20 protein-coding genes and 1 pseudogene are annotated in these 25,284 nt (G+C 69.2%); 11 read left to right on the top strand and 10 right to left on the bottom strand.

What is annotated here, in order from left to right; genetic code table 11:
* Position 1 precedes the first annotated feature (1 nt).
* From cas8c to ACZ4AA_RS27555, 3 genes are all read left to right on the top strand, one after another.
* Positions 2–1,831: a type I-C CRISPR-associated protein Cas8c/Csd1 gene (gene cas8c / locus ACZ4AA_RS27565; RefSeq protein ID WP_467608582.1), complete on the top strand. Its 1,830-nt coding sequence runs from the start codon at positions 2–4 to the stop codon at positions 1,829–1,831.
* A 52-nt stretch (positions 1,832–1,883) separates the two neighbouring features.
* Positions 1,884–2,753, top strand: a complete 870-nt coding sequence (gene cas7c / locus ACZ4AA_RS27560) for a type I-C CRISPR-associated protein Cas7/Csd2 (protein ID WP_467608577.1) — start codon at positions 1,884–1,886, stop codon at positions 2,751–2,753.
* 2,939 nt (positions 2,754–5,692) lie between these two features.
* Positions 5,693–5,923: a hypothetical protein gene (locus ACZ4AA_RS27555; RefSeq protein ID WP_467608572.1), complete on the top strand. Its 231-nt coding sequence runs from the start codon at positions 5,693–5,695 to the stop codon at positions 5,921–5,923.
* Positions 5,924–5,971: 48 nt separating this feature from the next.
* On the opposite strand, the gene ACZ4AA_RS27550 is transcribed toward ACZ4AA_RS27555, so the two are convergent.
* The 4 genes from ACZ4AA_RS27550 to ACZ4AA_RS27535 all read right to left on the bottom strand — a co-directional run bounded on the left by ACZ4AA_RS27550 (position 5,972) and on the right by ACZ4AA_RS27535 (position 9,292).
* Positions 5,972–7,447, bottom strand: a complete 1,476-nt coding sequence (locus ACZ4AA_RS27550) for a UvrD-helicase domain-containing protein (protein ID WP_467608566.1) — start codon at positions 7,445–7,447, stop codon at positions 5,972–5,974.
* A complete protein-coding gene (locus tag ACZ4AA_RS27545; protein WP_467608563.1) occupies positions 7,428–7,982 on the bottom strand; it encodes a hypothetical protein in 555 nt (184 codons plus the stop codon). Before ACZ4AA_RS27545 ends, ACZ4AA_RS27550 begins: the two co-directional genes overlap by 20 nt.
* On the bottom strand, positions 7,979–8,869 hold the full coding sequence (locus ACZ4AA_RS27540; protein ID WP_467608561.1) for a DUF6083 domain-containing protein: 891 nt from the start codon (positions 8,867–8,869) through the stop codon (positions 7,979–7,981). Before ACZ4AA_RS27540 ends, ACZ4AA_RS27545 begins: the two co-directional genes overlap by 4 nt.
* A gap of 159 nt (positions 8,870–9,028) precedes the next feature.
* Positions 9,029–9,292, bottom strand: coding sequence for a helix-turn-helix transcriptional regulator (locus ACZ4AA_RS27535; protein WP_467608557.1), 264 nt, complete (start codon positions 9,290–9,292; stop codon positions 9,029–9,031).
* 164 nt (positions 9,293–9,456) lie between these two features.
* Between ACZ4AA_RS27535 and ACZ4AA_RS27530 the strand changes: the two genes are divergently transcribed.
* Positions 9,457–10,494: a hypothetical protein gene (locus ACZ4AA_RS27530; RefSeq protein WP_467608555.1), complete on the top strand. Its 1,038-nt coding sequence runs from the start codon at positions 9,457–9,459 to the stop codon at positions 10,492–10,494.
* Between the two features lie 43 nt (positions 10,495–10,537).
* On the opposite strand, the gene ACZ4AA_RS27525 is transcribed toward ACZ4AA_RS27530, so the two are convergent.
* The 5 genes from ACZ4AA_RS27525 to ACZ4AA_RS27505 form a co-directional block, all read right to left on the bottom strand.
* Complete coding sequence (locus tag ACZ4AA_RS27525; protein ID WP_467608551.1) at positions 10,538–10,930, bottom strand: hypothetical protein; 393 nt, start codon at positions 10,928–10,930, stop codon at positions 10,538–10,540.
* 113 nt (positions 10,931–11,043) lie between these two features.
* Positions 11,044–11,454, bottom strand: a complete 411-nt coding sequence (locus tag ACZ4AA_RS27520) for a hypothetical protein (protein WP_467608548.1) — start codon at positions 11,452–11,454, stop codon at positions 11,044–11,046.
* Entirely contained in the window at positions 11,451–13,595 is a 2,145-nt protein-coding gene (locus tag ACZ4AA_RS27515; protein WP_467608546.1) for an integrase, read from the bottom strand. Before ACZ4AA_RS27515 ends, ACZ4AA_RS27520 begins: the two co-directional genes overlap by 4 nt.
* Positions 13,592–15,325: a hypothetical protein gene (locus tag ACZ4AA_RS27510; RefSeq protein WP_467608542.1), complete on the bottom strand. Its 1,734-nt coding sequence runs from the start codon at positions 15,323–15,325 to the stop codon at positions 13,592–13,594. The genes ACZ4AA_RS27515 and ACZ4AA_RS27510 overlap by 4 nt, the downstream gene beginning before the upstream one ends.
* A complete protein-coding gene (locus ACZ4AA_RS27505; RefSeq protein WP_467608540.1) occupies positions 15,322–16,854 on the bottom strand; it encodes an integrase in 1,533 nt (510 codons plus the stop codon). Before ACZ4AA_RS27505 ends, ACZ4AA_RS27510 begins: the two co-directional genes overlap by 4 nt.
* A gap of 52 nt (positions 16,855–16,906) precedes the next feature.
* Here ACZ4AA_RS27505 and ACZ4AA_RS27500 point away from each other — a divergent pair.
* From ACZ4AA_RS27500 to ACZ4AA_RS27485, 4 genes and pseudogenes are all read left to right on the top strand, one after another.
* A pseudogene (locus ACZ4AA_RS27500) lies at positions 16,907–18,370 on the top strand (YifB family Mg chelatase-like AAA ATPase); the annotation flags it as partial.
* On the top strand, positions 18,367–19,512 hold the full coding sequence (dprA, locus tag ACZ4AA_RS27495; RefSeq protein WP_467608536.1) for a DNA-processing protein DprA: 1,146 nt from the start codon (positions 18,367–18,369) through the stop codon (positions 19,510–19,512). The pseudogene ACZ4AA_RS27500 and the gene dprA, both read left to right, overlap by 4 nt.
* A gap of 271 nt (positions 19,513–19,783) precedes the next feature.
* Positions 19,784–20,626, top strand: a complete 843-nt coding sequence (gene whiG / locus ACZ4AA_RS27490) for an RNA polymerase sigma factor WhiG (protein WP_467608533.1) — start codon at positions 19,784–19,786, stop codon at positions 20,624–20,626.
* A gap of 156 nt (positions 20,627–20,782) precedes the next feature.
* Entirely contained in the window at positions 20,783–21,340 is a 558-nt protein-coding gene (locus tag ACZ4AA_RS27485; protein ID WP_389405347.1) for a TetR/AcrR family transcriptional regulator, read from the top strand.
* Positions 21,341–21,460: 120 nt separating this feature from the next.
* Here the strand turns inward: ACZ4AA_RS27485 and ACZ4AA_RS27480 are convergent, their stop codons facing one another.
* Complete coding sequence (locus ACZ4AA_RS27480) at positions 21,461–22,090, bottom strand: murein hydrolase activator EnvC family protein (protein ID WP_467608529.1); 630 nt, start codon at positions 22,088–22,090, stop codon at positions 21,461–21,463.
* A 266-nt stretch (positions 22,091–22,356) separates the two neighbouring features.
* On the opposite strand from ACZ4AA_RS27480, the gene rpsB reads away from it, so the two are divergent.
* The 3 genes from rpsB (at position 22,357) to pyrH (ending at position 25,185) form a co-directional block, all read left to right on the top strand.
* A complete protein-coding gene (gene rpsB, locus ACZ4AA_RS27475; protein ID WP_384797056.1) occupies positions 22,357–23,298 on the top strand; it encodes a 30S ribosomal protein S2 in 942 nt (313 codons plus the stop codon).
* 97 nt (positions 23,299–23,395) lie between these two features.
* Positions 23,396–24,232 carry a translation elongation factor Ts gene (tsf, locus tag ACZ4AA_RS27470; protein WP_467608523.1) on the top strand — a complete coding sequence of 279 codons (837 nt, stop codon included), beginning with the start codon at positions 23,396–23,398 and terminating at the stop codon, positions 24,230–24,232.
* Positions 24,233–24,414: 182 nt separating this feature from the next.
* Complete coding sequence (pyrH, locus tag ACZ4AA_RS27465) at positions 24,415–25,185, top strand: UMP kinase (protein ID WP_467608517.1); 771 nt, start codon at positions 24,415–24,417, stop codon at positions 25,183–25,185.
* The last annotated feature ends 99 nt before the right edge of the window (positions 25,186–25,284 follow it).

The following is a 25,284-nucleotide window of genomic DNA, read 5'->3' as shown; positions in this document are numbered from 1 at the left end:
AGTGTTCCTGCACAACCTCGTCCAGCACGCCAACAGCCGCGAGGACGCCGTCCCCGACTACTACCAGCGGCGTCCGATCATGTGGCAGATCGACCTTTCCAGCACCAGCGATGCCGAGCCGCTGATCATCGACCTGCGTCCCGGCAAGGGGGAAGAGCCACGGAAGGTCACCGCCCCCTACACAGGCCGCTCGGGGAAGAACCCGCCGCCGTTTCTACTTGCTGACAGCGCGCTGTACGTCCTCGCCCACCCCGGCCTGGTGAAGGGGCCAGACGATAAGAAGGTTCCGTCGGCCAACCCGAAGGACATCACCAAGGCCGAGGAGCGTCACACCGCCTACCGGACCATGGTGACCTCCTGGTGCAACGAGCACCCCGGCCTTCCCCAGGGCCGCACCCTGGCCCAGTGGCTGGACAGAACCTTCACGCCGGACGACTGGCCCGAGGAGATGGATCAAGGGCACCTCGTGGCCATCAGCGTGGACGGCGAGTGGATCCACGACCTCCCCCAGGCCCAGCGCTGGTGGGCAGAAAAGGTCAAGAGCACGAAGAGCGGTAAACCGGGCAAGAGCCAGGAAGGCACCTGCCTTGTCTGCGGGCAGACGAAAGCGTTGCTGTCCACCCTTCCGGTCCCCGTCAAGGGCCTTCCCAACTCGGGGATGAACACCCAGCTGATCTGCCTCAACCAGCCCGCCCACTACCGGGCCGGCATCAAGCAGCTCGGTGCCACCCCCGTCTGCGTCGACTGCGGAACCAAGGCCACCACCGCCCTGAACGCACTGCTGGCCGACCCCGAGCACCACACCCGCGCCGGCGACTCCGCCATCGTCTGGTGGACCCGTAACGCCACCACAGAGACCGACATGTGGACCCTGGACAACCCCGAACCCACAGAGGTTGCCCAACTCGTCGACGGACTCCACCACCCCCACAAGGGACGCAACGCGCTGACTGCCCTCGACGACGACGCCTTCCACGCCGTCACCTTGCGGGTGAACACCAACAGGGTGATCATCGCCGACTGGATCACCATCCCCGTCCCCGAGCTCAAGCAGCGGCTCGGAACCTGGTTCGCCGACCAGCAGACCTGGGACGGCTGGAACAACACCTACCTCTACTGGCCCATCTGGCGCTTGGCTCTGGCCGCTGCCCGCTGGGACAAGCGCAAGAACACATACATCGACACCACCATCCCCAAGCACCTTCAAGCCGACCTGGCCAAAGCTGCACTCCACGGCACACCGCCGCCGGCCCATGTCCTGCCGGTCCTCATGCAGCGCATCCGCGCCGACCACCACATCGACCGGCCCCGCATCGCGCTGCTGCGCCTCGCCCTGACCCGTACGACCACCCGCCACAAGGAGCTGTGCGTGCCCCAGCTGAACACCACCTCGACCGAACCCGGATACGTGTGCGGACGGATCATGGCCATGCTCGAAGCGATCCAGCGCAAGGCCATGCCCAAGGTCAACACCACCATCACCGACAAGTACCTGACCACCGCCGTCGTCTCGCCGCGAGCCGTCCTCACCCGCCTCCGCATCGGCGCACGCCCCCACCTGCGCACCATCGCCCGCACGAGCGAACCCGCAGCCAAGGCCATGGAAAACCGACTGCGGGACGCCTTCGACCTGCTCGACACCCTCCCCGCCCACCTCAACGCCGAGCAGCAGGCCCTGTTCATCCTCGGCTACGAACACCAGCGCGCCCACTCCGCCCGGGCCGCAGCCGAAGCCATCAAGGCCCGCGAAGCCGGCAAGGAACTTGCCGCCGACCAGACCGCGGACGCCCTCCCCGAAGCGGCCGAAGATACGAACGAAACCCTCTGGTAAGCGCCCAGCAGCCCGCAACACCACCAACCCGGAAAGGACACCGAACACAGTCATGACCGCCGCACACCTGGACCCCACCCGCAAGCACGACTATGTCTTCCTCATCGACGTCAAGGACGGCAACCCCAACGGCGACCCCGACGCCGGCGGCATGCCCCGCATCGACCCCATCACCAGCCAGGGCATCATCACCGACGTCGCGCTCAAGCGAAAGATCCGCAACACCATCACCCTCACCCATCAGGGGCAGCCCGGCTTCGAGATGTACGTCGAGGAAGGCGTCGCCCTCAACCCGCAGATCCAGCGTGCCTACCACGAAGGCGGCACCACGGAAGGCGACACCGCGACCGCCCAGCAGTGGATGATCCGCAACTTCTACGACGTGCGCCTCTTCGGCGCCGTCATGTCCGTCGGCGACCAGAAGAAGCACGCCGGCAAGGCCCGTGGCCCCATGCAGCTCACCTTCTCCCGCTCCATCGACCCCGTCACCCCCCTCGAGGCCGGCATCACCCGCGTCGCCCCGAACAAGCCCGAGGACCTCGCCAAGGGCAAGGTCACCGAGATGGGCAACAAGCACTACGTGCCCTACGGGCTCTACCGCGGCCACGGCTTCTACTCCGGAGCCCTCGGCACGAAAGCCGGCGTCACTCCGGACGACCTGGCCGCCTACTGGCACGCCATGACCATGATGTTCGACCACGACCGCGCCAGCTCCCGCGGCGAGATGGCCATCCGCGGCCTGTACATCTTCACCCACGACGACCCGTACGGGCGGGCACCAGCCCACAAGCTCTTCGACCTGATCCGCGTCAAGCCGCTGGGCCACAGCGAAGCGCGATCTTGGGACGACTACGCCGACCGCATCGACATCGACGAAGACAATATGCCCGAGGGAGTCACCCTCACCCGCCTCACCGACTGATGCGAGTCAAGAGCGCGGTATGCGGCTCAGGACTACGTGCAGTTTCGAGCTACGGCTGAGGATCGCAACGAACTCGATCTCGGCCAGACTGCAAAAGCCGTTGGCCGTGGCGGTCGCCCTCCGGGGCGACCAAGGATCGCAACCACGAGGTCAACCTGCTGTTCGGGAACCTAATGTGAGTCTGACGGTCATCCCCAGGGGGTGACCGAGGATCGCAATCGCTACCAGCCGATCACCCCGTCCACGGCCGTGCAGCTGGCGGTCGCCCTCCAGGGCGCCTCTAGGGTGACCATGGATCGCAACTTCAGCTCGACAACGTCGTGGCTGCCGAAGCCGGCCTGCCGGTCGCCCTTCGGGGCAGCCGAGAATCACGACTGCGCGGTCGAGGAAACATACCCGGTCAAACAGACAACTTGCGGTCGCCCCTGAAGGTGGCCGAGGATCGCAACAGCGGGAGAATCCGCACACGGCCCGGATGCACGTTACCGGAGGTTCCCTACCGGAGTAGTAGAGGATCGATCACAACGGCAGGGTGCCTGGCAGGTGCGTGATCAGCATGCAGTTGGCGGTCGCCCTCTCGGGCGACCAAGGCTCGCAACTGGGACACGTCAAACGCCCCGCAAGACCTGCGGGCCCTGACGGTCGTCCTGCGGGGAGGATCGCAACATCGCATAGTCGATGTCGATCACGTCGCCGGACGCGGCTGGTGGTCGCCCTTCGGGGCGACCGAGGATCGCAACGACACCATGGACGGCGACAAGCGCGTCTGGCTGTACCTGGCGTTCACCCGCCGGGGGCGACCGAGAATCGCAACTTCTGCAACCGCATCGCCGAGTGCTCCGACGGTTGGGTGGCGGCCGCCATCCGGAGTGGCCGAGGATCGCAACTACATGGAGTCGCCTCGCTGTTACAACACGGTCGACGCGGTGGTGGCCGCCTGAGGAGCGGCCGACGATCGCAACTTCGGTGCTCCGCAGCGGTACATACTGGGCGCGTTGGACTGGCGGTCGCTCTCCGGGGCGGCCGAGGATCGCAACGGATTCTAAGCATTGGTCGTAGACACCCAGCGGGAACCTGGCGGTCGCCCTGTGTGGCGGCCGAGGATCGCAACTCCAGGAAAACGAGTCGCGGTCGTAGTACGCGAACCGGCGGTCGCTCTCCGGGGCGACCGTGGATCGCAACACCGGGGATATGGTGGAAGGCGTCTCGATCTTTCCAGGGTGGCGGTCACCCTGTGGGCCGACCGAGCATCGCAACCAGACCCTGAACCAGGTCTTCATCGGAGACGACCGCTGGCGGTCGCCCTCGGTGGCGACCGAGGATCGCAACCACAGCTACATCCAGTCGCGCACGACCCAGCTGGCAAGCGGCGGCCGACCGGTGGGACGGCTGAGGATCGAAACACATCCACATCGGTGGCCGCGTCAGTGGCCAGGGTCCTGGCAGCCGCCCCTCGGGGCGACTGAGGATCGCAACGGCTCCGGCCAGTGGCTACTCATCCTGACTGGAGTCGACCGACGGTCGCCCTCCGAGGCGGCTGAGGATCGCAACGACGAGGACTCCCAGGAGTTCACCCCGTGAGGCCACCTAGCGGTCGTCCTCAGGGGCGATCGAGAATCGCAACTACGCAGACCCGCCGCGCTGGCAGGACTACGTGGACCTGGCGGTCGCCCTCAGCAGTGACCGAGGATCACAACGTCGGCCCCATCGGCGCCACAGAGCAGGCCGCCATATGCTGGCGGTTGCCCTCCGGGGCGGTCGAGGGTCGCAACGTATTGCCCTCGACGGTGTAGACGTAGGTCTTCTAGTTGGCGGTCGCCCTCCAAGACGACCGAGGATCACAACCAAATCCAGCGCTGGATCGTCATTCCGCAGGGTCAGACTGGCGGTCGCCCTCTGGGGCGACCGCAGATGGCAATGGCACCGACTACGCGTACACCGTGGGGCACGGCTGGCGATCGCCCGCCCTCCAGGGCGACGGAGGATCTCAACGTCTATAACACGTACAAGCTGGGTCACTTGGGCCTGGAACGGCTGCTCTCTGGGGCGGCCGAGCATTGAACAACTAGGGCTCCCAGACGTGGAGCGGTTCGGTGGTACGGCGGCTGGTCTCCGGGGTGGCTGAGGATTGCAACGTTGAGGTGACCCGCTCCAACCGCGCCACAATCACCCTGGCGGCCGCCCTCCGAGGCAGCCGAGAATCGCAACGTGCCAGTCGGGTGGATCAGCACATCCGCGATGACGGTGGCGGCCGCCTTCAGGGGGCGACCGAGAATCGCAACGACTACACCACCGAGAACCCGCCGCTATACGTCCCCGACGTGGCAGCCGTCCTCCGGGGCGGCCAAGGATCGCAACGTGCCAGTCGGGTGGATCAGCACATCAGCGATGACGGTGGCGGCCGCCTTAAAGGGGCGACCGAGAATCGCAACATCGCCTGCTGGTACTGGGTTCCCTCCTTGAGGACCCTGGCGGTCGCTCCCCGGAGCGGCCGGGGATCGCAATAACCAGCGGATGGCAACGTTCGGAGTCCTCCTCCGAGTGGCGGTCGCTCTCCGGGGCGACCGAGGATCACAACAAGGCAGAAGACGGTCCGCATGGATGCGGAGATCCCCGCGACAGAGGACCGGTTGGCACTTCTGAGGCAACGCATGGAGCAGCACCTGCAGGTCCGGTGAGAGATCGAGCGGGCTCTTGAGCTTCACGCGCGGATCGACGAACTGGAGGAGCGGCACGCTGGAAGTGTTGGAAGGTCCCCGCCGTGGAGGTCGCGGAGTACGACCAGTACGCCATGGACGTCCGTGCGGGAGGCCGTCCCCGTGCCAGCCGGGGCAAGGGTGTCCGCTCGGTCCTGCACCGGCGTTCACCACCGCGCTGGCACAGTTCTGTCTGAGCAACGACAGCCGCATCCGAGTTTCGTCGTCCTCCACTCGCCCGTGGTGACGTACCCGGACCCCATCAGCGACGAGCCCATCGGCGAGGACGTCGACCTGACCGCACACGTGGTGGACCACTTCTACCGGGACATGCTCGACTTCCCCGGCCAGGCCGTCGTCGTCGGAAACGGCGACCCGCCCGTCGACGTGCTCTCCGAAGCCCGCAGCTACCGGTTCACCGGCACCGGACCGGGCAGGCACGGCTTCTTCCCCTTCTCCGCCGCGGACGGTTAGGAGGAGACAGAGCTGCGGCCGGCCGGTGCGGTGGCGCCGGTAGCTGCGCTACGTGGCGGTCTGGCCCGCCGCCTGGGGATGGCTGTCGATCCATGACAGGCCGCCGAGGTCGAGGCGGTTGCGGGCGCGGGTGACGGCGACGTAGGCGAGGCGGGCGTCGGTGTTGCTCACAGGTTCCGGAATCGGGCGGCCCTGGGCATCGTGCTGGTCGGTGTCTTTCGGTGCGGGGAAGTCGTCGGCGATCTTCACGGTGGGCCATTCGCGGCCCTTGGCCTTGTGGGCGGTGGAGACGGTGACGTCGGCGGTGGATTCGTCGGTCAGTTTGTCCACGGCGGTGAGGATGGCGTCGGGTCCGTGGGTGTCGACGAGATCGACGAAGGGCTGGAGGTCGCGGCCGGCCGGGTCGTAGGCGGCGTAGTCCTGCAGTTCGCCCCAGGAGGAGAACAGCACCAGCTCCGGATGGTTGGTGCGGCGGCCGTCCTTGAGATCGCGGGCGGCGTGGGCCAGTGCGGCCAGTTGTTGTCCTCCCCGGGTCAGGGCGACGCGGTGTCCCTCGGCGAGCAGGCGCATGACTTCGGCCATGGCGCCGATGTTGGTGCGGCACAGCACCGCGTCGGGGCAGGCGATGTCGCCGACTTCGGCGGGGATGGTGTCCGTTCCGGTCAGCCGGATGGGGGCGTCGGCGAGGTCGAGCCACCGGTTGGCCTCTGCTGCGATCCGAGGCCCGAAGCGGAAGGAGCGTGTCAGGGTTAGCTGCGCCGCGTCGAATCCGGTCATCACGTCGCGGGCGCCGCGCCAGCCGTAGATGGCCTGGGCTGAGTCGCCGACCATGACCAGCTGAGCATGGTCGCGTTGGGCGGCGAAGACGTGTTCCAGGACGGGGTTGGTGTCCTGGGCTTCGTCGAGGAAGAGGTAGTCCGCCTCGATCTTCGGCCCGGTCAGGGCCCACATCTTCAAGTAGTGGTCATGTTCGAAGCGGACCGCGCCGAGGTCGGGATCCTGCAGGTCTGTCCACGCTTTGACGGCGAACGGCAAAATCACCTCCGCGAGGTGGGCCTGCTCTTCAGATGTGCCCAGGCCGCGCAGGCGGGGCACGTGCTGGCGAGCCAGGCTGCTGTCGGCCGAGTAGCAGAAGTGGGTCACCGTTCGTACGACGACGTGGGACAGTGTCCGCTGAGTAAGGTCGCGCTCCCCGATACGGACGGGGCCGGTGATGCCCAGGGCCTGGCCGCTTTTCCACGCCGGCTGGCGTGGGCTGCTGAGGCGGCGGGCGTAGCGGTGGCCGAGGGCGGCGTAGGCCGTGGCGTGGGCCGTCTTGCACCGCACTGTGCTCGGGAAGCGGCCCGCGGCGTCGCGGGCGATGTCCTTGTTGAAGGCCAGGTACCTGCCCCGGCGCGGGGTACTGGCCGCCAGAAGGGCAAGGGTGCTGGTCTTGCCGGTGCCGGCCCCGGCCTGCAGGACGAGGTGGTGGCCGGCGCGGAAGGTGTTGGCGGCGTGCGCCTGTTCATCGGTCGGGATGTGCAAAAAGAGCTCCGTACTGCGCAGGAGAGAGCTGGAAGGCGGGGCAGCGCGCGGGTCGCCGCGGTGCGGCGGACGGGTGGCGGCGGTTGAGGAGGCCAGCCGCGCAGGAGAGCACTTCTTCACGGGTGTGCTGCTGGAGCAGGCTTTCCAGGCGGGCTGGCAGGCGGCGTTGGCGTTCTTGCTCGCTGCGCTCGACTTCCTGGGCCAGGCGCTGGCCGAGGAAGTCGCGGGGGCGCTGGCCGTTGGCCGCCGCAGCCTTGCGGACGGCCTTGGTGGTTGTGCGGCCGAAGTTCACGTTGAGCAGGAGGTGGCCGCTGTGGTCGAGGTAGTGGGTGGCGAGGATGTCGATGGGCAGTTGCCCATCGAGTCTGCGTCGCATCTGGTGCAGGGCATTGCCCGGGCTCTTCGCGCTCTGCAGGGTCATCAGCCGCGTGCGGTCGGCGTTCTCGGCGAGCGCCACGTGCTTGCGGGCACGGCGCAGTTCGCGGCAGGAGGCGGGCCGGGTCAAGGTGATCTCGATGGCGTAGTGCCGCGTCATACCCGCACCCCCCACCTGGGGTGATCTGCGGGCCCGCCGCGGCGTCTGAGCGTGGGCACCCGGGTGTGGATGTGGTCGCTGTGCAGGAGCGGGTCAAAGGGCTCCCACTCGGCCAGGGCCAGGTCGGCCGCGGCGGGAATGGCGGAGTGCTGCGGGCAGCGCTGGGAACGCCAGCGCAGCTGCTCCGCGTAGGGCATGGCGGCGAGGCTGTAGACAGCCATGGTCTCAGCGGCTGGGGCCAGTTGGCCTGCGTGAGCAGCGACGGGCATCAGTCTCCACTGCCCGCCACGGGTGCCGGACGTGAGAACCGGGCTGGTGCATCGGTGGCGGCGCCGGGTCTGGGCGACGCACTGGATCTCTTCGACGGGGCGGTCGGCAAGGTAGCGGACGTACAGGATCTGCACGGTCGGCCGGGCCGGGCGGCAGCCGGACGCGGCGGGCGCGGGTTTGCAAGCGGAGTCGGCCGGTGGCGGGGTGAAGGCGCCGGCGTCGATCAGGCGGCGGGTGTTGACGGCCAGCATGCGCCGCAGCTCGGCGAGTTCGGGAGCTGCCTGCGGGGCGGGTTGGGCGGGGCAGAGTACGGCGTGGGGCAGGCGGCACCAGGGCGTCCCATCGTGCGACGGGTGGGCGACGCCGGAGCTGACGTGCCAGCGGCAGGCGGCCGGCACGGCGCTCACGAGCACTTCGCCCGGATGCAGGCGCACGGCACTGTGCCTGCCGCGCTGGTACCACTCGATCCGGTTGCCGCAGTCGCGGCACCGGTCGCTCTGGCCGCAGCGCAGCAGCCGGCTGATCGCGTCGGGCGCAACGCGCAGGGACCGGCGGACAGGGACATGCACCGGGCTGCCGTCCCAGCGCCGGGCAGCAGGAGGAGGTGTGGAGCACATGAGGACGAAGCTGCCAGCCAACACGCCGCCTCACCGGGACCTGCGCCGCGCGATCCCCCAAGTGGCCCCTACCAGGGCGACACGTGCACGAGGAGGCGATCACATTTTCGATGCCGGATGGCCGGTTCGGGTGATTTCCCGCAGGCTGCGGGCGCCCGTTCAGCCGTCAGGCGTGCCGGGCAGGTCGTGGCCCTCGCACAACGTGCCGAACAGGTCGTCGAGGGGTGTACCGAGGGCGTGCGCCAGGGCGTGCCAGGTCTTGAGGCTGCCGACGGTTCGGCCCTGCTCGATCTCGATGATGGTCCGCCTGGCCAGGCCGCTTCGCGCCGCGAGTTCGTCATAGCTCCACCCGCGCTCGGAGCGCAGACGCGCGAGCTTCAGACGCAGCGCGTTCAGGTCCGGCTCGGGCGGCAAGATCGTCACCCAACCATCCGACGGGGCAGACCCCTGCCCTGTCAGTGCAGACCTCTGCCCTATTTGAGCTGGTGGGCGGCAGCAGTAGGGCAGAGGTCTGCACTACGGTGGGCGGCCGTCCCTGCCCGCCCCGGGCCGGGGCCAGCACGAGGCAGCGGGAGGAGCACGCACCCATGAGGCTGCGCACACCTTGTTCTGCGGCGGCGCGCGCCTGGACGGTGGAGCTGCGTTCCCATCCCGGCGGCATCACCCTCGTCTGCCGACACTGCCCGCTGGACGGTGGTCGCGTCGCCCCCGCGGCCGCCCGCGCGGCCGCCCTGGCCCACCTCGCCAGGCACGCCCGCGCCGATCTGCGCGCAACTCACCTTCGGATCTGCCAGTGCCACGAGCGTGGATGCCGCTGGCACGCCCGCCATCGCGGCTGCGCCGGCCCCATCCGGCTGCTCCTGACCCGGGAGCGGGGCGGTCGGCTTTGGCGGCTGGCCGATGCGTGCACGGCTTGTGCGGCAGCCACGGAACAGGCAGCCGTGGTACCGGACACGCTGCTCGTCTCACCGCATCAACGGCGCGGTGCCGCCCGTCGGCGCCAGCGTCGAGCCAGAGGGCCGGGCGACCGGATCCGGGTGGCGGAAATGCTCAGCTACCTCGCCGTCGCGCTTCCTCACGGCGTTTCGGCAGCGGCCAGGCTGGTCGCCCTGCAGTGCGCGCTCCGCATGGACTCGCGTATGCACGTCCGGCTGCCGGTAGGCGTCCTGCGCAGCCTTCGCCTCAGCGCGCCGCACCCGTGGCAGGAACTGGAGCAGGCTCGCTGGCTCTGTGTGCGCACCAGCCCGCGGCCGGGCGAAGTGATCACCGAATTGCTGGATCCAGCGCTGCTCGGCCAGTCTCCCTCCCGCCCTGACCGGCAGCGCGCTGCGGACTGGGCACTACGCGCCGGACACGGAGCGCGAACAGCTGGTGAAGGCGTGCTCGAGCAACTGCTGAGCATCCACGTCGCCGCGCACAGTGACCCTGTTACCGGGCGAGGTCAGGGCGAGGCCGACCGGATGGCCCGCGAGTGCGGCGGAGAGGCCCAGGACCTGCCCGGTACACTCGCCCAGCTTGCGGCGATTGGCTTCCTGAAGTGGTGGCAGGTCTGTCCGGATACCGGTGACGTCCAGTGGAGTTGCAGCTCACCGCATGCGAACGGCGGCACAAAGCGCGGTGAGTAGCTCCGACTGTGAACAACACTCCGGCCGAGGTCCGCCGCCGCGGTCAGTGGCCCGTCAGGCAATGGCTGTCCGGGACGGGTCGTGCCTTTCGCCGTCTGTCTGCCCGCCGACGCAGGCGGGCATTATGTGGATGCACGATTGTCCCTGGACGAGGCTCAACGGCCAGCTCAGGCCCACCTACCTCAAGGACCGCGGGGACCGGGCGCGGGGCGCCGACCGCCTCGGCGAGCCGCTCGATGGTGGAGGCGATCAGGATCCAGGACCGATTGGCCAGGACGGTCAGCCGCGCGGCGGCGTCGGCGAGGGCACTTGCCTGCACAGCCACCACGGCCTGGACGTCGACGCCGTCGGCGGCCAGCGGCATGGTCGCCTCGCGGACCAGGTCGACGGAGGCGGTGACATCGTCCAGCACCGTGACCGCAGTGGTGTGCTCCACCAGGCGAGGCTCGTAAGCACCGGCTAGGTCATGAGCCCGATACTTCGCTGCCGTACCCGGCGGCCAGGAGGCGGCGCAGGCCGGCATAAGCGGTGTGAGTATTGCCGGACCAGTTAGGTGGTGCGCGGGCGGATGGGAGTGACGTTGTCAGGAGCCGCGACTGGCTCTGTGGCCTCGTCCTTCTTTTGGGTGAGAACGGCGCTGGCGAGGGTGAGACGGGTCACTAGATTGCGAAGTTCTTCGATCTCGGCCTTCTGATTGGTGATCGTCTTCTTGAGTTTCGCGACGGTCTCCCGCAGTCGCTTCTCGGACTCTGGGACCTGCCGGGCTTCAGTTCGAACCCGCTCGTAGAACTCGTTTTTCAGGTCCGCGTGGCGTTTCATGAGGGCCATGCGGTGAACGCTGGCCTCGGCAGCGAGTGCGACGACGGTGAGGCTGCCATTGGAAGCGGTGGCCTTCCCGGCCAGCAGCCGGTCCATCGCCTCGCGGATGCGAGTGCGTTCGTCCTGGTGCTGTTGGTTCATATCAGGGCCTCGGCGGTCTGTGCGGTGGCGTCGTGGTCGTCGGCCGTCTTGCGGAGGATGTCGGCATTGCGTCGCAGCCGATTGGCGAGCTTCTCCGGGACGACGGTGGCCTTGAGGTCGATCTCGTCGGCCTTCTCCCGCAACTGACGTGCGTGGGTGTCAGTGCGGACGGTGTTGCCGCAGCCGCTCTGGCAGGCGTACTGCCGCGGGGCGGTCGCGCCCGGCTCAGGCTCGCAGAGCGCGTTGTCGTGCTTGAACGCGCAGATCAGGAACGCGTCCGGATTGTCATAGAGCACAACGCCGTCCCGGGCGAGGAACTTGGCGGCCTTTCGCGCGAACGTTCTGGGGACGATGCGGCCCTCGAAGCGGGGTGTGGTGGCAGCGCCGGTGATGGCGCGTCGGGCGGCAGGCCCGGAGACCTTCTCGCCAGCGGCGATGCGGTCGCGCAGATGGGCGGCGGTGTCAGCGGCAGCCAGGGCCGTCTCGATGTCGAGAACGCCGTGGATTCCGGAGCGGCTGCGGGAGCCGTAGCCGCTGGAGGTGCGAGCATCCAGAACGGTGCGCATGTGCCCGTACTGAATGGCGAGTGCGACCAGCCCGCCAGGGCGACGTGCGATATGCCAGGCCAGACTCCGGCGAAAGCGCGACATCCCAATCGATCCGTGTGGATCTTTCGGGATGGCCTGGCCCGGGAGCTCATTGGCTTTGGCCTCATGGTTTGCCCAGGTCACGAAGTCCTCGATCCGCTGGTTCAATGCCTCGCCCTTCAGCGCGCCGTGGTGGTTGCGTTGGAAGGGGAAGTCGTGGTGGGCGGCGCTGAAGAGGTACTCCCCTTCGGGGACGATCCGTTCCAGGACTCGGACTGCGTGGACGACAGGTGTGATGGCAACCCAGGGGACTTCGCGCGCCTCGCCCTCGGAGACGTGGTTGCCATCCTCGTCGGTGATGTTCTTGAAGTGACGGCTGCGGATCAGGTGCCGGCCGGGGGCGCCGTTCGGGCCCGGTTCGGGGTCGGGGCAACATCCTGAGCGCAATCCCTGCGCTTCTTGTGGGCGCATACCTGTCAAATAAAGACATATGATCATGGCGGCGGTGCCGAGGTGCTTCATCAGGCTGGCCGCCTCATTGAAGTCCAGGTGCGTGCGCCAGGGGCGTCCGTTGATGCGTCCGGTCACCGGTATGTCCAGCGGACAAGGTCCTGGACGTTGTGCCGTCAGCGCGCTGAGCCCGTGCTTGATCGCGAACCGGTCGACCTGGCCGCCGCTGGCACCAGTCGTGGCGGCGATGAATGTTCGGGCCACGGTGTTCTTGCCCTGGTTCCTGGTGCTTGGCAACGGGGCGCCCGTCTCAATGAGGGGCATCAGATAGGCCTCAACGGCGGCTTGGCCGCCCTGGACGGGGGGAACTGCGCCGATCAGGGCGGTCAGGCGGCGGTTTTCCGTCCAAGCCGCCAGGATGTCGTCGGCGAAGTCTTCGATCACGCGCATCGCCCAGATCAGCAAGGGGCCGATGACCTGTGGATCCAGCGGCTCGGTCGAGTTTTCGCCGCCGCCCTTGTCACTGACAGCGGGCAGGAAGTCGTCAATGCCTTCGCTGTCCCACGGAGGCCGGGCGATCCCCGCCGGATGCGCGGAGAGCTGGTCGAACAGCCACAGGTCCGTCAACCATCCCAGGACCTTCTCGGCGCGGCCGCGGCTCACCCCGCCCTTCCAGCGCTCATCTGGATACTTCCGCCACTCGTCCTCGGTGCAGGCGGCGAGATCTGTGATGCCGCGTTTTTCCAGCCAGCGTGCCAGTCGCATCCACTCCCGACACGTGCTTGCCATGTCCTCGGCGGAGCTTCGGGAGCGGGTCGCCGTGCCGCGGCTCCTGATGCGGGTGGGCCGAAGCTGGCCGTTGATCATGGTCCAGGCTGGCAATTTCAGCAGGCCACGGATCCGGGCTGGGCACTTCTCCCAGTGGATGCTGATGAGCCTGGTGCCGGGGTTGTCGATGAGCGGGGCCAGGGGCCAGATGCGGTCGTGGTAGCGGGAGACGGGATGCGGATTGTTCGGGCGTATCCACTTCGGCAGGACGATGGGGCTGTCCGGTGATGGCATCGGCAGCACATACGGGTCGTCCTCGGTTGCCGCGGCAGTCATGGGGCGAGTGCACCTTTCAGGAGAAGATCGACGATTTCGTGGTCTGTGCCGGTGACGCGGGCCAGCGCTCCGGCCCAGGCGGCCGGGCCGACCTTGCCCCGCAGGTCCTCCAGCCGCTGCCAATGGTCGTTCCAGTGCTGGTGCCACATGTGGTCGGGCAGAGCGGATCGCAGGCCGCCCATCTGCTCGTGAAGATGGGCAAGGCGGGGGTGATGGCCTGGGTGGACGTGGGCGTTGGTGCAGGCGAGGCAGAGCAGGAAGTTGGCTCCGCATCCGCCGTCGGGCGAGGGCCAGGGGGTGGTCGTCTCGTCCTCGCAGTCGGCTGTCGCCGTCTCCGAGTGATCTGGGTTCGCGGTGCTGGTGAGGTGGCCGGCGAAGGCGATCTTCCGTGCCAGATCCAGAGCCTCCTGGGCGCCGCTTTCGATCACTTCTTGGGCAGCTTCCTGGACGTTCTTGTCGGGTAGGACATAGACGCTCTCGTGGGTGCCCCGGGTGTGCTGCAGTGGGCGGCCCTCGCGGGTCACTGTCGTCCGCCGGGCCCGCTGGAAGGGTGACCCGCCGAGTTGGTGATGCTCCACCCATCCCTTGACGTCGCCGGTCGCGATGCCGAAGACGAGGGGGCCAACCGGGCGGGGCCGGTCCAGGTCCTGGCGATCACCCCCGGTAATACTGGCGCGGGCCGTCATCAGCAGGTCCGTGCCCGGGGCGAGGCGGGCAGCCAGAGCACGGCCGTGCGCGGTGGCCTCCAGAGCGTGGGTGATCAGCCGTCCCGCGGAATCAGCGCCGGAGTCGGTGATGTTCTCTGTGGAGAACCAGCGACCGGCCCCGGCCCGCCGCTTCTCTACTTGGACTTGGTAGGTCACCGTGGTCGTCTCTCCGGCTGACGGTGTGGTCGTGGGGGCGGGCATGCGGTCGTAGACCGCGAGGTTCCATCCGAATTGGTCGGTCAGCAGCACGGCCAGTGCCGTCAATTCCCCACGGGTGAGGAACAACCGGCCCCAGGTCCGGTCCACGCTTCTGCCGTCGAGGACCCTGCGGTTCGTCACGGTGGTCTGGCCGCTCGGCAGGAGGGTGCGGGGGACGTCACCTGCGCGTGCAAGGAAGTCGAGGATCTGTCCCAGCCGCCACTTTTTGCTGCCTTCGGGGATGTCGTCGGCCCGCCAGCGCTCCAGGACCAGGGTGTTCTCACGGATCCGCAGCAACGCGGTTCGGAACTGCCGCCGAGCGGCCAGCCGTACCTTCTCTCGCTCCGCCTCCGTGAAGGACTGCTTGCTCGGTTTCGCCCTGGGAAGGCGGCGAGCAAGTTCCTCGGCCACCGGACCGTCGCCCAGCCGGGGATCGTGCACGAGCACTCCGCGTACCGACGTCAGAATCTGCTTGCCGGCGTTGGAGCCGACGTGTCGTGTGCGCCAGCGTTTGAGCATGGCCGCAGTCACCTCATCGAGGTCCCGCGGGGGATGCTCCTGATCGGCCAAGAAGCGGGCGAACCATACGAGTCTGAGCCAGTAGTTGTAGGCGGTGAGGTGGCTCTCCCAGCGACGGGCCTGGACCGCGAACGCGGCCGCCAGGGACCGTCGCATCGGCTCTGGAGCAGGCAGTTCGGCGAAGTCGAACGTCTTGCTGTGGCCAGCCTTGTTCACGACCGTCACCACGAGCCCGTCCGGGACGATGAGCGGCTCGGTGCGATGGTCGCCCGGTGGAAGGCTGGCCCGCCGTCCCCGCCTGCTCATGAGGCGGCCTCGCCGAGAAGGGTGTCGATGTCCTGGATCCCGGCCGTCTCGCGGGCCAGCCGGGAGAACACCCCGTCCACATCCTCCACGTCCTGACCCGTATCGGTAGCCTCCGCAGCGGCGAGGATCGACTCCAGGTGCAGGTGGGAGACGGGCGCGAGGTAGTGCCGTTTCGTCGTCTCCACATCCACGTGCCCCAAGATCGTCTTCACGAGCCACCATGGATCGCCGAACAGCTGGGCGAAGTCCCGCCGGTCCTTCTTCGTCAGCCCGTATCGGGACTCGAAGAGCTCGTTCAGCAGGATCAGCATGAAGAGAGCCATGGAATGCCGGGCAGAGTGCGGGGTCGCATACGGAGTCTTCCCGCGTACTTCCGAAAGCCGAACCTTCCGCTCGATCTTGCGTTCTTCCTCGGTGAGCAGCACCTCCTCGCAGCGCAGGTTCGCGGTCCTGAACACGCCGTTCCACCGGTCCGGGAGCATCGGCAGGCCCTGCTCGGTCAGCCACAACCATGCCGGCTCCGGCCCGTCCGGCCCGCCCAGGAACAGCCATTGCCGCTCGTGCCAGCCGAGCAGATTCAGGTCCTGCCCGCCGACGACACCGTCGGCGTCAACCCACTCGACCTTCGGCTTCAGCCCGCGCGTCACTTTCGTGACCAGCCGCATCGCGGGCAACCGCTCGTAGACGCCCTTCTCCTGTGCCCGCTGAACGGCCCAGGCCCGTTCCGACTGCACGTAAGCCTCGACCTGGCCGACAGCGTCCACCGACGCGTAGAACGTGCGGGTGGTCTTCGACCGCGTCACAGCGCCCGCGACGCGGCCATGGAGGTAGCGACCGTGGCGCAGCTGCTGAGTCGGCAGCTCGAACGTCAGCAGCGAGCCACCCTCCTGCCGCCGCAGACCTGAGCTCAGCAGCAGCTGCACGAAGCTGGTGTTACGGATCTCCGTCCGCGACTCCCACCCCGCCGCGGCCACCCCCGCGCGGGTGTGACCCCGCAGCCCGACGTCCGACCACAGGCCCCACGTCCGCGGTGTCAGCCACGACACCCGAGCACTCACCGAGTCCGCGGCCCGGTCCTCCCGCCTCGACACATCCACCGGCAGCGGGTAGACCTTGCCCCACTTGAAAAGCTTGGTGAACGCTGCTGCCTCACGATTCCACTTCGTCCCGCCGATCCGCTGCGGATTCTCCGGAGCCCGGCATCGCCAGTCACGGAAGTCCGCGAGATCCCGCTCGGTCGCCTTCTGCCACGACACCCCGCGAGACGACAGGAACCCCAGAAGGATTCGGATATCCGTCGCGTAATTCCGCTTCGATTCCCGCTCCAGATTTCTGAATTCCTTGGAGCGGACGAAATCCAACAGCTCCGTGTCGACCATGCCATCCGGCCGTACGTACACGGGATCGCCCGGCTTCAGTCCGATCCGGGCCACCGCCCCCGGCAAGTCCTGTACTCCCAGGACACCCCCAGCCGGCAACGGCCCCCACCGCTCCGGATCCGGCACCCACTCCACATGCCACTCGCTCAACTCGAGCCCCTCCTGATGCGCTTGAACACATCAGATCATCAGGGAAGACGCCAACTCCGGCGCCGCCTGGCCGCAGAAGAAGCTGACGGTGGGGCTGAGCCCGGCCTCGGTGCCCAAGGGCGGATCGGGCTTCGACCTCGCCGTCGCGAGCGCCGTGCTGGGAGCCGCCGAGCGGATCGATCCCCGTGTGCTCGCCGACATCGTGATGATCGGGGAGCTGGGGCTCGACGGCAGGGTCCGGCCGGTCCGGGGCATCCTGCCGGCCGTCCTCGCCGCGGCCGAGGCCGGGTACGAACAGGTCGTGGTGCCGGAATGCGCGGCGGCCGAGGCCGCACTCGTGCCGGGAGTCTCGGTGCTCGGCGTCCGCAGCCTGCGCCAGCTGATCGCGGTCCTCGCGGACGAACCGGTGCCCGAGGAGGAACCGGACGAGTGGGGCCGCCCGGACCCGCTGTCGGCCGGTCTGCGCCTGCCCGGCACGGGCGAGGCCACCGGCCTGTGCGGCATCGCCGTGCCGGAGCACGACCGGGGCCACGACCTCGGCGACGTCGTCGGCCAGCTGTCGGCGCGCACCGCGATGGAGGTGGCGGCGGCCGGAGGCCATCACGTCTTCCTCCAGGGGCCGCCCGGCGCGGGCAAGACGATGCTGGCCGAGCGGATGCCGTTGATCATGCCGCGCCTCACCCGGCAGGAATCCCTGGAGGTGACGGCGATCCACTCCGTCGCGGGCCTGCTGCCCCCCGGCAAACCGATGGTGGACGTCGCGCCCTACTGCGCACCCCATCACTCCGCGACCATGCAGGCACTCGTCGGCGGCGGCAAGGGGCTCGCCCGGCCCGGCGCGGTGTCCCTGTCGCACCGGGGCGTGCTCTTCCTGGACGAGGCGCCGGAGTTCAGCGGCTGCGTCCTGGACGCCCTGAGGCAGCCCCTGGAGGCCGGACACGTGGTGATCGCGCGCAGCGCCGGTGTCGTGCGGTTCCCCGCGAAGTTCCTGCTGGTGCTGGCCGCCAACCCCTGCCCCTGCGGGCGTCTCAGCACGACGAACGACTTCTGCGAATGCCCTCCCTCCGTCATCCGCCGCTATCAGGCGAGGCTCTCCGGGCCGCTGCTCGACCGGGTGGACCTGCGCGTGGACGTCGAGCCGGTCACCCGGGCCGAACTGACCGCGCGCGACGCACGGGGCGAGTCCACGAAGACGGTCGCGGACCGGGTGCTCGCCGGGCGGGAGCGGGCCGCGGAGCGTCTGAAGGGAACGCCCTGGCACACCAACAGCGAGGTACCGGGACGCGAGCTGCGCGGACGCTGGCAGGCGCGTCCCGGAGCGATGGACGAGGCCGAGCGGGGCCTGGAGCGCGGGCTGCTGACGGCCCGTGGACTCGACCGGGTGCTCCGGGTCGCCTGGACGGTCGCCGACCTGTCCGGACACGACCGGCCCGACGCCGGGGACGTCGCCCTGGCCCTTCAGCTGCGCACCGGCGTCCCGCGCGGGGTACCGATGGCGATCGGCTCGCCGGCATGACAGCCGCCGAGCGCGGAGCCCGCGTCACGCTGTCCCGGGTCGTCGAACCGGGCGACGAGGTCTGCGGACGCTGGATCCGGGAGGTCGGGGCCCCGGAGGCGGTCCGAAGGCTGCACGCGGACCCGGGGCGGCCGCCGGGGATGACCGACAGACGGTGGGCCGGGCTGCGGGCCAGGGCCGCGCGGGCCGACCCGGAGCGCGACCTCGCCCTCGCCCGGGACGCCGGGGTGAGGTTCATCTGTCCCGGTGAATCCGAATGGCCCGCCCAGCTCGACGACCTCGGGGACGCCGGGCCGGTCGGACTGTGGGTCAGGGGCCGGGCCGGCCTGCGGCTGTGGGCGCTGAGGTCCGTCGCCGTCGTCGGCGCCCGTGCCTGTACGGAGTACGGCGCGCACATGGCCGCCGTCCTCGGCGCCGGGCTCGCGGAACGGGGCTGGGTCGTGGTGTCCGGCGGCGCCTACGGCATCGACGGCGCCGCGCACCGGGGCGCCCTCGGGGCGGGCGGCGCCACTGTCGCGGTGCTCGCCTGCGGCGTCGACCGCCCCTATCCGCGCGGACATGCCCGGCTGATCGACAGGATCGCCGAACAGGGGCTCGTGGTGGGGGAGTTGCCGCCGGGCGAGCATCCGACGCCGAGCAGATTCGTCCTCCGCAACCGGGTCATCGCGGCGCTCACCCGGGGCACCGTGGTCGTAGAGGCGGCGTACCGCAGCGGAGCGCTCGTCACCGCCCGCGCGGCCCAGCGGCTGGGCCGCTTCACGATGGGCGTGCCGGGACCCGCCACCAGCGCTCTCTCCGCCGGGGTGCACGAACTGCTGCGCGGGGAGGCCGCCCTGGTCTCCGACGCCGCGGAGGTCGCCGAACTGGTGGGCGGCATGGGGGAGCTGGCCCCGGAGCGGCGTGGGCCCGTCCTGCCGCGCGATCTGCTGGAACCGGGTGCGGGGCGGGTCCTGGCCGCTCTCCCGGCCCGGGATCCGGCCGGGGCCGAGGAGATCGCCCGGCGGGCGGCGACCAGCACGGACGACGCGGTCGGGCGACTGTACGAACTCCGAGCACTTGGATACGTCGAACGACACGGCGACGGCTGGAAGTTGACACGCCAGGCGACGGCCCCCGTCCGGGGTGACCGGGACAGATGCTGACCGAGCGTGTTCGGCCGTCCGGGGGAACGCCGACACGCCTGCGAATCAGCGCAGTTGGCGCCCCTCGGCGGTCACGCACGGCGACCGCCGTGACTCCGGGAGACGTCCCGGGGAAAGGTTTCGCGTGCGGGTGACAGCCCGCTCTTCGCGCACTGCGACAGCCCAGTCACGCTACGCTCACAGGAATCCGAAGCTCACCAGTGATCTCGGCATGAAGCCGACAGGACGACCAGGCAATCCCAGTTCACGGCAGAACGGCACAAGGCGACGAATGCCCCAGCACACCTCCGGGACCGACCGGACGGCGATCCCGCCAGCCGCCCGCGACGGCGGCGGCGTGCGCCCGCCCGCGCCCTCGACGCTCGACGAGCTGTGGCGGTCGTACAAGTCGACCGGTGACGAACGGCTGCGGGAGCAGCTGATCCTGCACTACTCGCCGCTGGTGAAGTACGTCGCGGGCCGCGTGAGCGTGGGTCTGCCGGCCAATGTCGAGCAGGCCGACTTCGTCTCGTCGGGGGTGTTCGGGCTGATCGACGCGATCGAGAAGTTCGACATCGAACGGGAGATCAAGTTCGAGACGTACGCGATCACGCGCATCCGCGGCGCGATGATCGACGAACTGCGGGCGCTGGACTGGATCCCGCGGTCGGTTCGGCAGAAGGCACGCAATGTGGAGCGCGCCTACGCCACGCTGGAGGCGCGGCTGAGGCGCACCCCCTCGGAGGCGGAGGTGGCCGCCGAGATGGGGATCGGCGTCGAGGAACTCCACGCGGTGTTCAGCCAGTTGTCGCTGGCCAATGTGGTCGCCCTGGAGGAGCTGCTGCATGCCGGCGGCGAGGGCGGCGACCGGCTGAGCCTGATGGACACGCTGGAGGACACCGCCGCCGACAATCCGGTCGAGGTGGCCGAGGACCGGGAGCTGCGGAGGCTGCTGGCGCGGGCGATCAACACGCTGCCCGACCGCGAGAAGACGGTGGTCACGCTCTACTACTACGAAGGCCTCACGCTCGCGGAGATCGGCAACGTGCTCGGCGTGACCGAGAGCCGGGTGAGTCAGATCCACACCAAGTCGGTGCTTCAGCTGCGCGCCAAGCTGGCCAGTTTCGGACGCTGACCCGGGCCCTGCCCCGACCCCGGGTGATGTCGCCGCGCCGTCCCGGCGACCGGACCGGTGCGGGCGACGCCACCGCGGCGGGCTCGCCCGAGTGGTTCCCGTCGGTGGTGCCGCGTCCGTACAGTGGTTGACGTGCCAAGGATTCGAGCGGCCTCCGTGGCCGAGCACCGGTCGATGCAGCGAGCCGCCCTGCTGGACGCGGCGCGGTCCCTGTTGTCCGAGGGCGGGACGGAGGCGCTGACCTTCCCCGCGCTCGCCGAGCGCACGGGCCTCGCGCGTTCGTCCGTGTACGAGTACTTCCGGTCCAGAGCGGCCGTGGTCGAGGAACTGTGCGAGGTCGACTTCCCCGTCTGGGCGGCCGAGGTCTCGGCCGCGATGGCTGCGGCGGACGGCGCCGAGGCCACGGTCGAGGCCTATGTGCGCCGCCAGCTGGCCCTCGTCGGGGACCGCAGGCACCGGGCCGTGGTCGCCATCTCCGCCGGTGAACTCGACGCGGGTGCCCGGGACAAGATCCGGGCCGCGCACGGCGGGCTGGTCACGATGATCGGTGAGGCGCTCGAGGAGATGGGGCACGCCGAGCCGCGGCTGGCCGCGATGCTCCTCCAGGGAGTGGTGGACGCCGCCGCGCGGCGCATCGAGCTGGGCGCCGCCGAGGACCCCTCCGCGATCACGGAGGCGGCCGTGACGATGGCCCTCCGGGGCGTCCGGGGCTGAGCCCCACCGCCGACGCCCGGACCGCCTCCCGTTCCCCTGGTCCTCGCCGGTTCCGCCGGGTCCGCGCCGGGTTCCGTCGGGCCCTTGCCGGTTCCGTCGGGTTCCACCGGTCTTCGCCGGTCAGGAGCGGGTGCCCGGGCCGTCGACCGGCAGCAGGCGGGACGGGCCGGCGTGCAGGAGCCACGGGGGAAGCAGCGACAGCGGGTTCAGATAGGCGGGCCCTCTGCGCAGGCCCCAGTGCAGACAGGGCGTCGCCCCGCAGTGCGGGTCCGGCGTCTCCAGGGTGCCGACGATCTGGCCCGCGAGGACCTTGTCGCCCTTGCGCACCGAGGCCCGCACGGGTCCGTACGTCGTCCGCAGCGGAGGCGTCCCCGTGCCCGACAGCTCCACCGAGACGACCCCGCGCCCCGCGACCCGGCCCGCGTAGGAGACCCGGCCGGGCGCGAGGGCCCGCACCGGGGCGCCGGGCCCGGCCGCGAGGTCGACCCCGCGATGCCCACGGGAGTAGGCCGTCGCCGGCGGTTCCCAGCCCCGTACGACGAACGGCCGGACACCCACGGGCCAGACGCGGGCGACCGCCGGCACGGAAGGGTCGACCGCCGGCGGCGGGTCATGGACCGGCCGGTCGTGGGCCGGTGGGGTGGGGCTCGGGGCGTGGGCCCGTGCGGACGGGGTCGGGACGCACAGGACGGTCAGGACCAGACACAGCAGGAGACCCCGCCGGAATCGCTCACATCGGTTCACTCGCATGCGGGAACCGTCCCGCATCGGACGGATCATGGCCGGGATCTGTGGAGTACCGGCCGGTTGTGGACAGCGGCGTCACCTGCGCCCTCTCGGGTCCCGTACACTTCTGATGGCGACCCGGGTCATCGGGTCGACTTCGCACGCCCCGGCATCCGGTCACCACCGGTGTCAGCGCCTCTCGGTCCTTTGTGGCAAGGCGCGTCGCGGGCGTCAGGCGCGAGTGCCGTCCGGTACACGCGGTACAACCGAGAAAACCGAGGAGAACGGCCATGGCCGTCGTCACGATGCGGGAGCTGCTGGAAAGCGGCGTCCACTTCGGTCACCAGACCCGTCGCTGGAACCCGAAGATGAAGCGCTTCATCTTCACCGAGCGCAACGGCATCTACATCATCGACCTGCTCCAGTCGCTGTCGTACATCGACCGCGCCTATGAGTTCGTCAAGGAGACCGTCGCCCACGGCGGCACGGTCATGTTCGTCGGCACGAAGAAGCAGGCGCAGGAGGCCATCGCGGAGCAGGCCACCCGCGTCGGCATGCCCTACGTCAACCAGCGCTGGCTGGGCGGCATGCTCACCAACTTCTCCACCGTCTACAAGCGTCTGCAGCGCCTCAAGGAGCTCGAGCAGATCGACTTCGAGGACGTCGCCGCTTCGGGTCTCACCAAGAAGGAGCTTCTCGTGCTCTCGCGCGAGAAGGCCAAGCTGGAGAAGACCCTCGGTGGTATCCGCGAGATGCAGAAGGTGCCCAGCGCCGTCTGGATCGTGGACACCAAGAAGGAGCACATCGCGGTCGGCGAGGCCCGGAAGCTCAACATCCCGGTCGTCGCCATCCTCGACACCAACTGTGACCCCGACGAGGTCGACTACAAGATCCCGGGCAACGACGACGCGATCCGCTCCGTCACCCTGCTCACCCGCGTGATCGCCGACGCCGTCGCCGAGGGCCTCATCTCCCGCTCGGGCGCCGGCAAGGCCGCGGGTGACAAGGCCGCGGGCGAGCCGCTCGCCGCGTGGGAGCGCGACCTGCTCGAGGGCGAGAAGAAGGCCGACGACGCCGAGGTCCAGACCTCCGCCGAGACGGAGAAGGTCGCCGACGCCGAGCAGGCCGAGGTTCCGGCCGCCGAGGCCGAGGCCGAGGTCACCGAGGCCCCCGCCGCCGAGACCGAGGCGCCCGCCGCCGAGGCCCCCGCCGCGGACGCCGAGCAGGCCTGACCCCCTCACCCCTTCGGGTCTGTGAACGGCGGGGGCGCACCAAGCCCCCGCCGTTCCGCCCGTAGATCTTCAGACTTCGAGAGAGACTCCAGGAATCATGGCGAACTACACCGCCGCTGACGTCAAGAAGCTCCGTGAGCTCACCGGCGCCGGCATGATGGACTGCAAGAAGGCGCTGGACGAGGCCGACGGCAACGTCGACAAGGCCGTCGAGGCGCTGCGCATCAAGGGCCAGAAGGGCGTCGCCAAGCGCGAGGGCCGCTCCGCCGAGAACGGCGCCGTGGTCTCCATCATCGCTGACGACAACACCTCCGGTGTCCTGGTCGAGCTGAAGTGCGAGACGGACTTCGTCGCCAAGGGCGAGAAGTTCCAGGCCGTCGCCGACGAGATCGCCCAGCACGTCGTCAAGACGTCGCCGGCCGACATCGAGGCGCTGCTCGCCTCCGAGATCGAGCCCGGCAAGACGGTTCAGGCGTTCGTCGACGAGGCCAACGCCAACCTGGGCGAGAAGATCGTCCTGGACCGCTTCGCCCAGTTCTCCGGCGCGTTCGTGGCCTCCTACATGCACCGCACCATGCCCGACCTGCCCCCGCAGATCGGTGTTCTGGTCGAGCTGGACAAGGCCGACGCCGACCTCGCCAAGGGCATCGCGCAGCACATCGCCGCCTTCGCGCCGAAGTACCTCTCCCGTGAGGACGTTCCGGCCGAGGTCGTCGAGACCGAGCGTCGCGTCGCCGAGGAGACCACCCGCGCCGAGGGCAAGCCCGAGGCCGCCCTCCCCAAGATCGTCGAGGGTCGCGTCAACGGCTTCTTCAAGGAGGCCACCCTCCTCGGTCAGCCCTACGCGCTCGACAACAAGAAGTCCGTCCAGAAGGTTCTGGACGAGGCCGGTGTCACCCTGAAGCGCTTCTCGCGCATCAAGGTCGGCATCTGAGTCCGTACAGCGATCGACGCGCGACCCCGATAGGGTCGACAGCAGTCGTCCGCGTACGCCGGCACTCACACGTGTGTGCCGGACGACAGCAGATCTGACGAGGAGGCCATTGCCGAGCATGGGATGCGAACACACCCCACCGGCAATGGCCTTCTTCGTATGTGCACCATGAGGAGATCTCCATGACCACCACCCAGGCCGGCAACGGCGAGAAGAGCGACGACGGCAAGGGCGCGGGCCGCTTCCTGCTGAAGCTTTCCGGCGAGGCGTTCGCCGGTGGCGGGGGACTGGGCGTCGATCCCGACGTGGTGCACAAGATCGCCCGCGAGATCGCGGCCGTCGTGCGCGGCGGCGCCCAGATCGCCGTCGTCATCGGCGGCGGCAACTTCTTCCGCGGCGCCGAACTCCAGCAGCGCGGCATGGACCGGGCGCGCTCCGACTACATGGGCATGCTCGGCACGGTCATGAACTGCCTCGCCCTCCAGGACTTCCTGGAGAAGGAGGGCATCGACAGCCGCGTCCAGACCGCCATCACCATGGGCCAGGTCGCGGAGCCGTACATCCCGCTGCGCGGTGTACGGCACCTGGAGAAGGGCCGTGTGGTCATCTTCGGCGCCGGCATGGGAATGCCGTACTTCTCCACCGACACCACCGCCGCCCAGCGGGCCCTGGAGATCGACGCCGAGGCGCTCCTCATGGGCAAGAACGGCGTGGACGGTGTCTACGACTCCGACCCGAAGACCAACCCCGGGGCGGTCAAGTTCGACGCTCTCAGCTACGGCGAGGTCATCACCCGGGACCTCAAGGTCGCCGACATGACCGCCATCACGCTGTGCCGGGACAACAAGCTGCCGATCCTGGTCTTCGAACTCCTTGCGGAGGGCAATATCGCGCGGGCCGTCAAGGGTGAGAAGATCGGCACACTCGTGGGCGACCAGAGCGGCCGAGCCTGACGGGGAACGCGCTGGACCGGGTACGCCTTCCGGTCCGGGACGGACCCCGACCGGGGGATGGACAATGTCCTGCCGGTCCGGAACCGTGCAGGAACAAGA

This window comes from Streptomyces sp. NPDC024698 (genome assembly GCF_055559015.1).
Note: the sequence above shows the minus strand (reverse complement) of the source record. Positions and strands in the feature narration are given on the sequence as shown.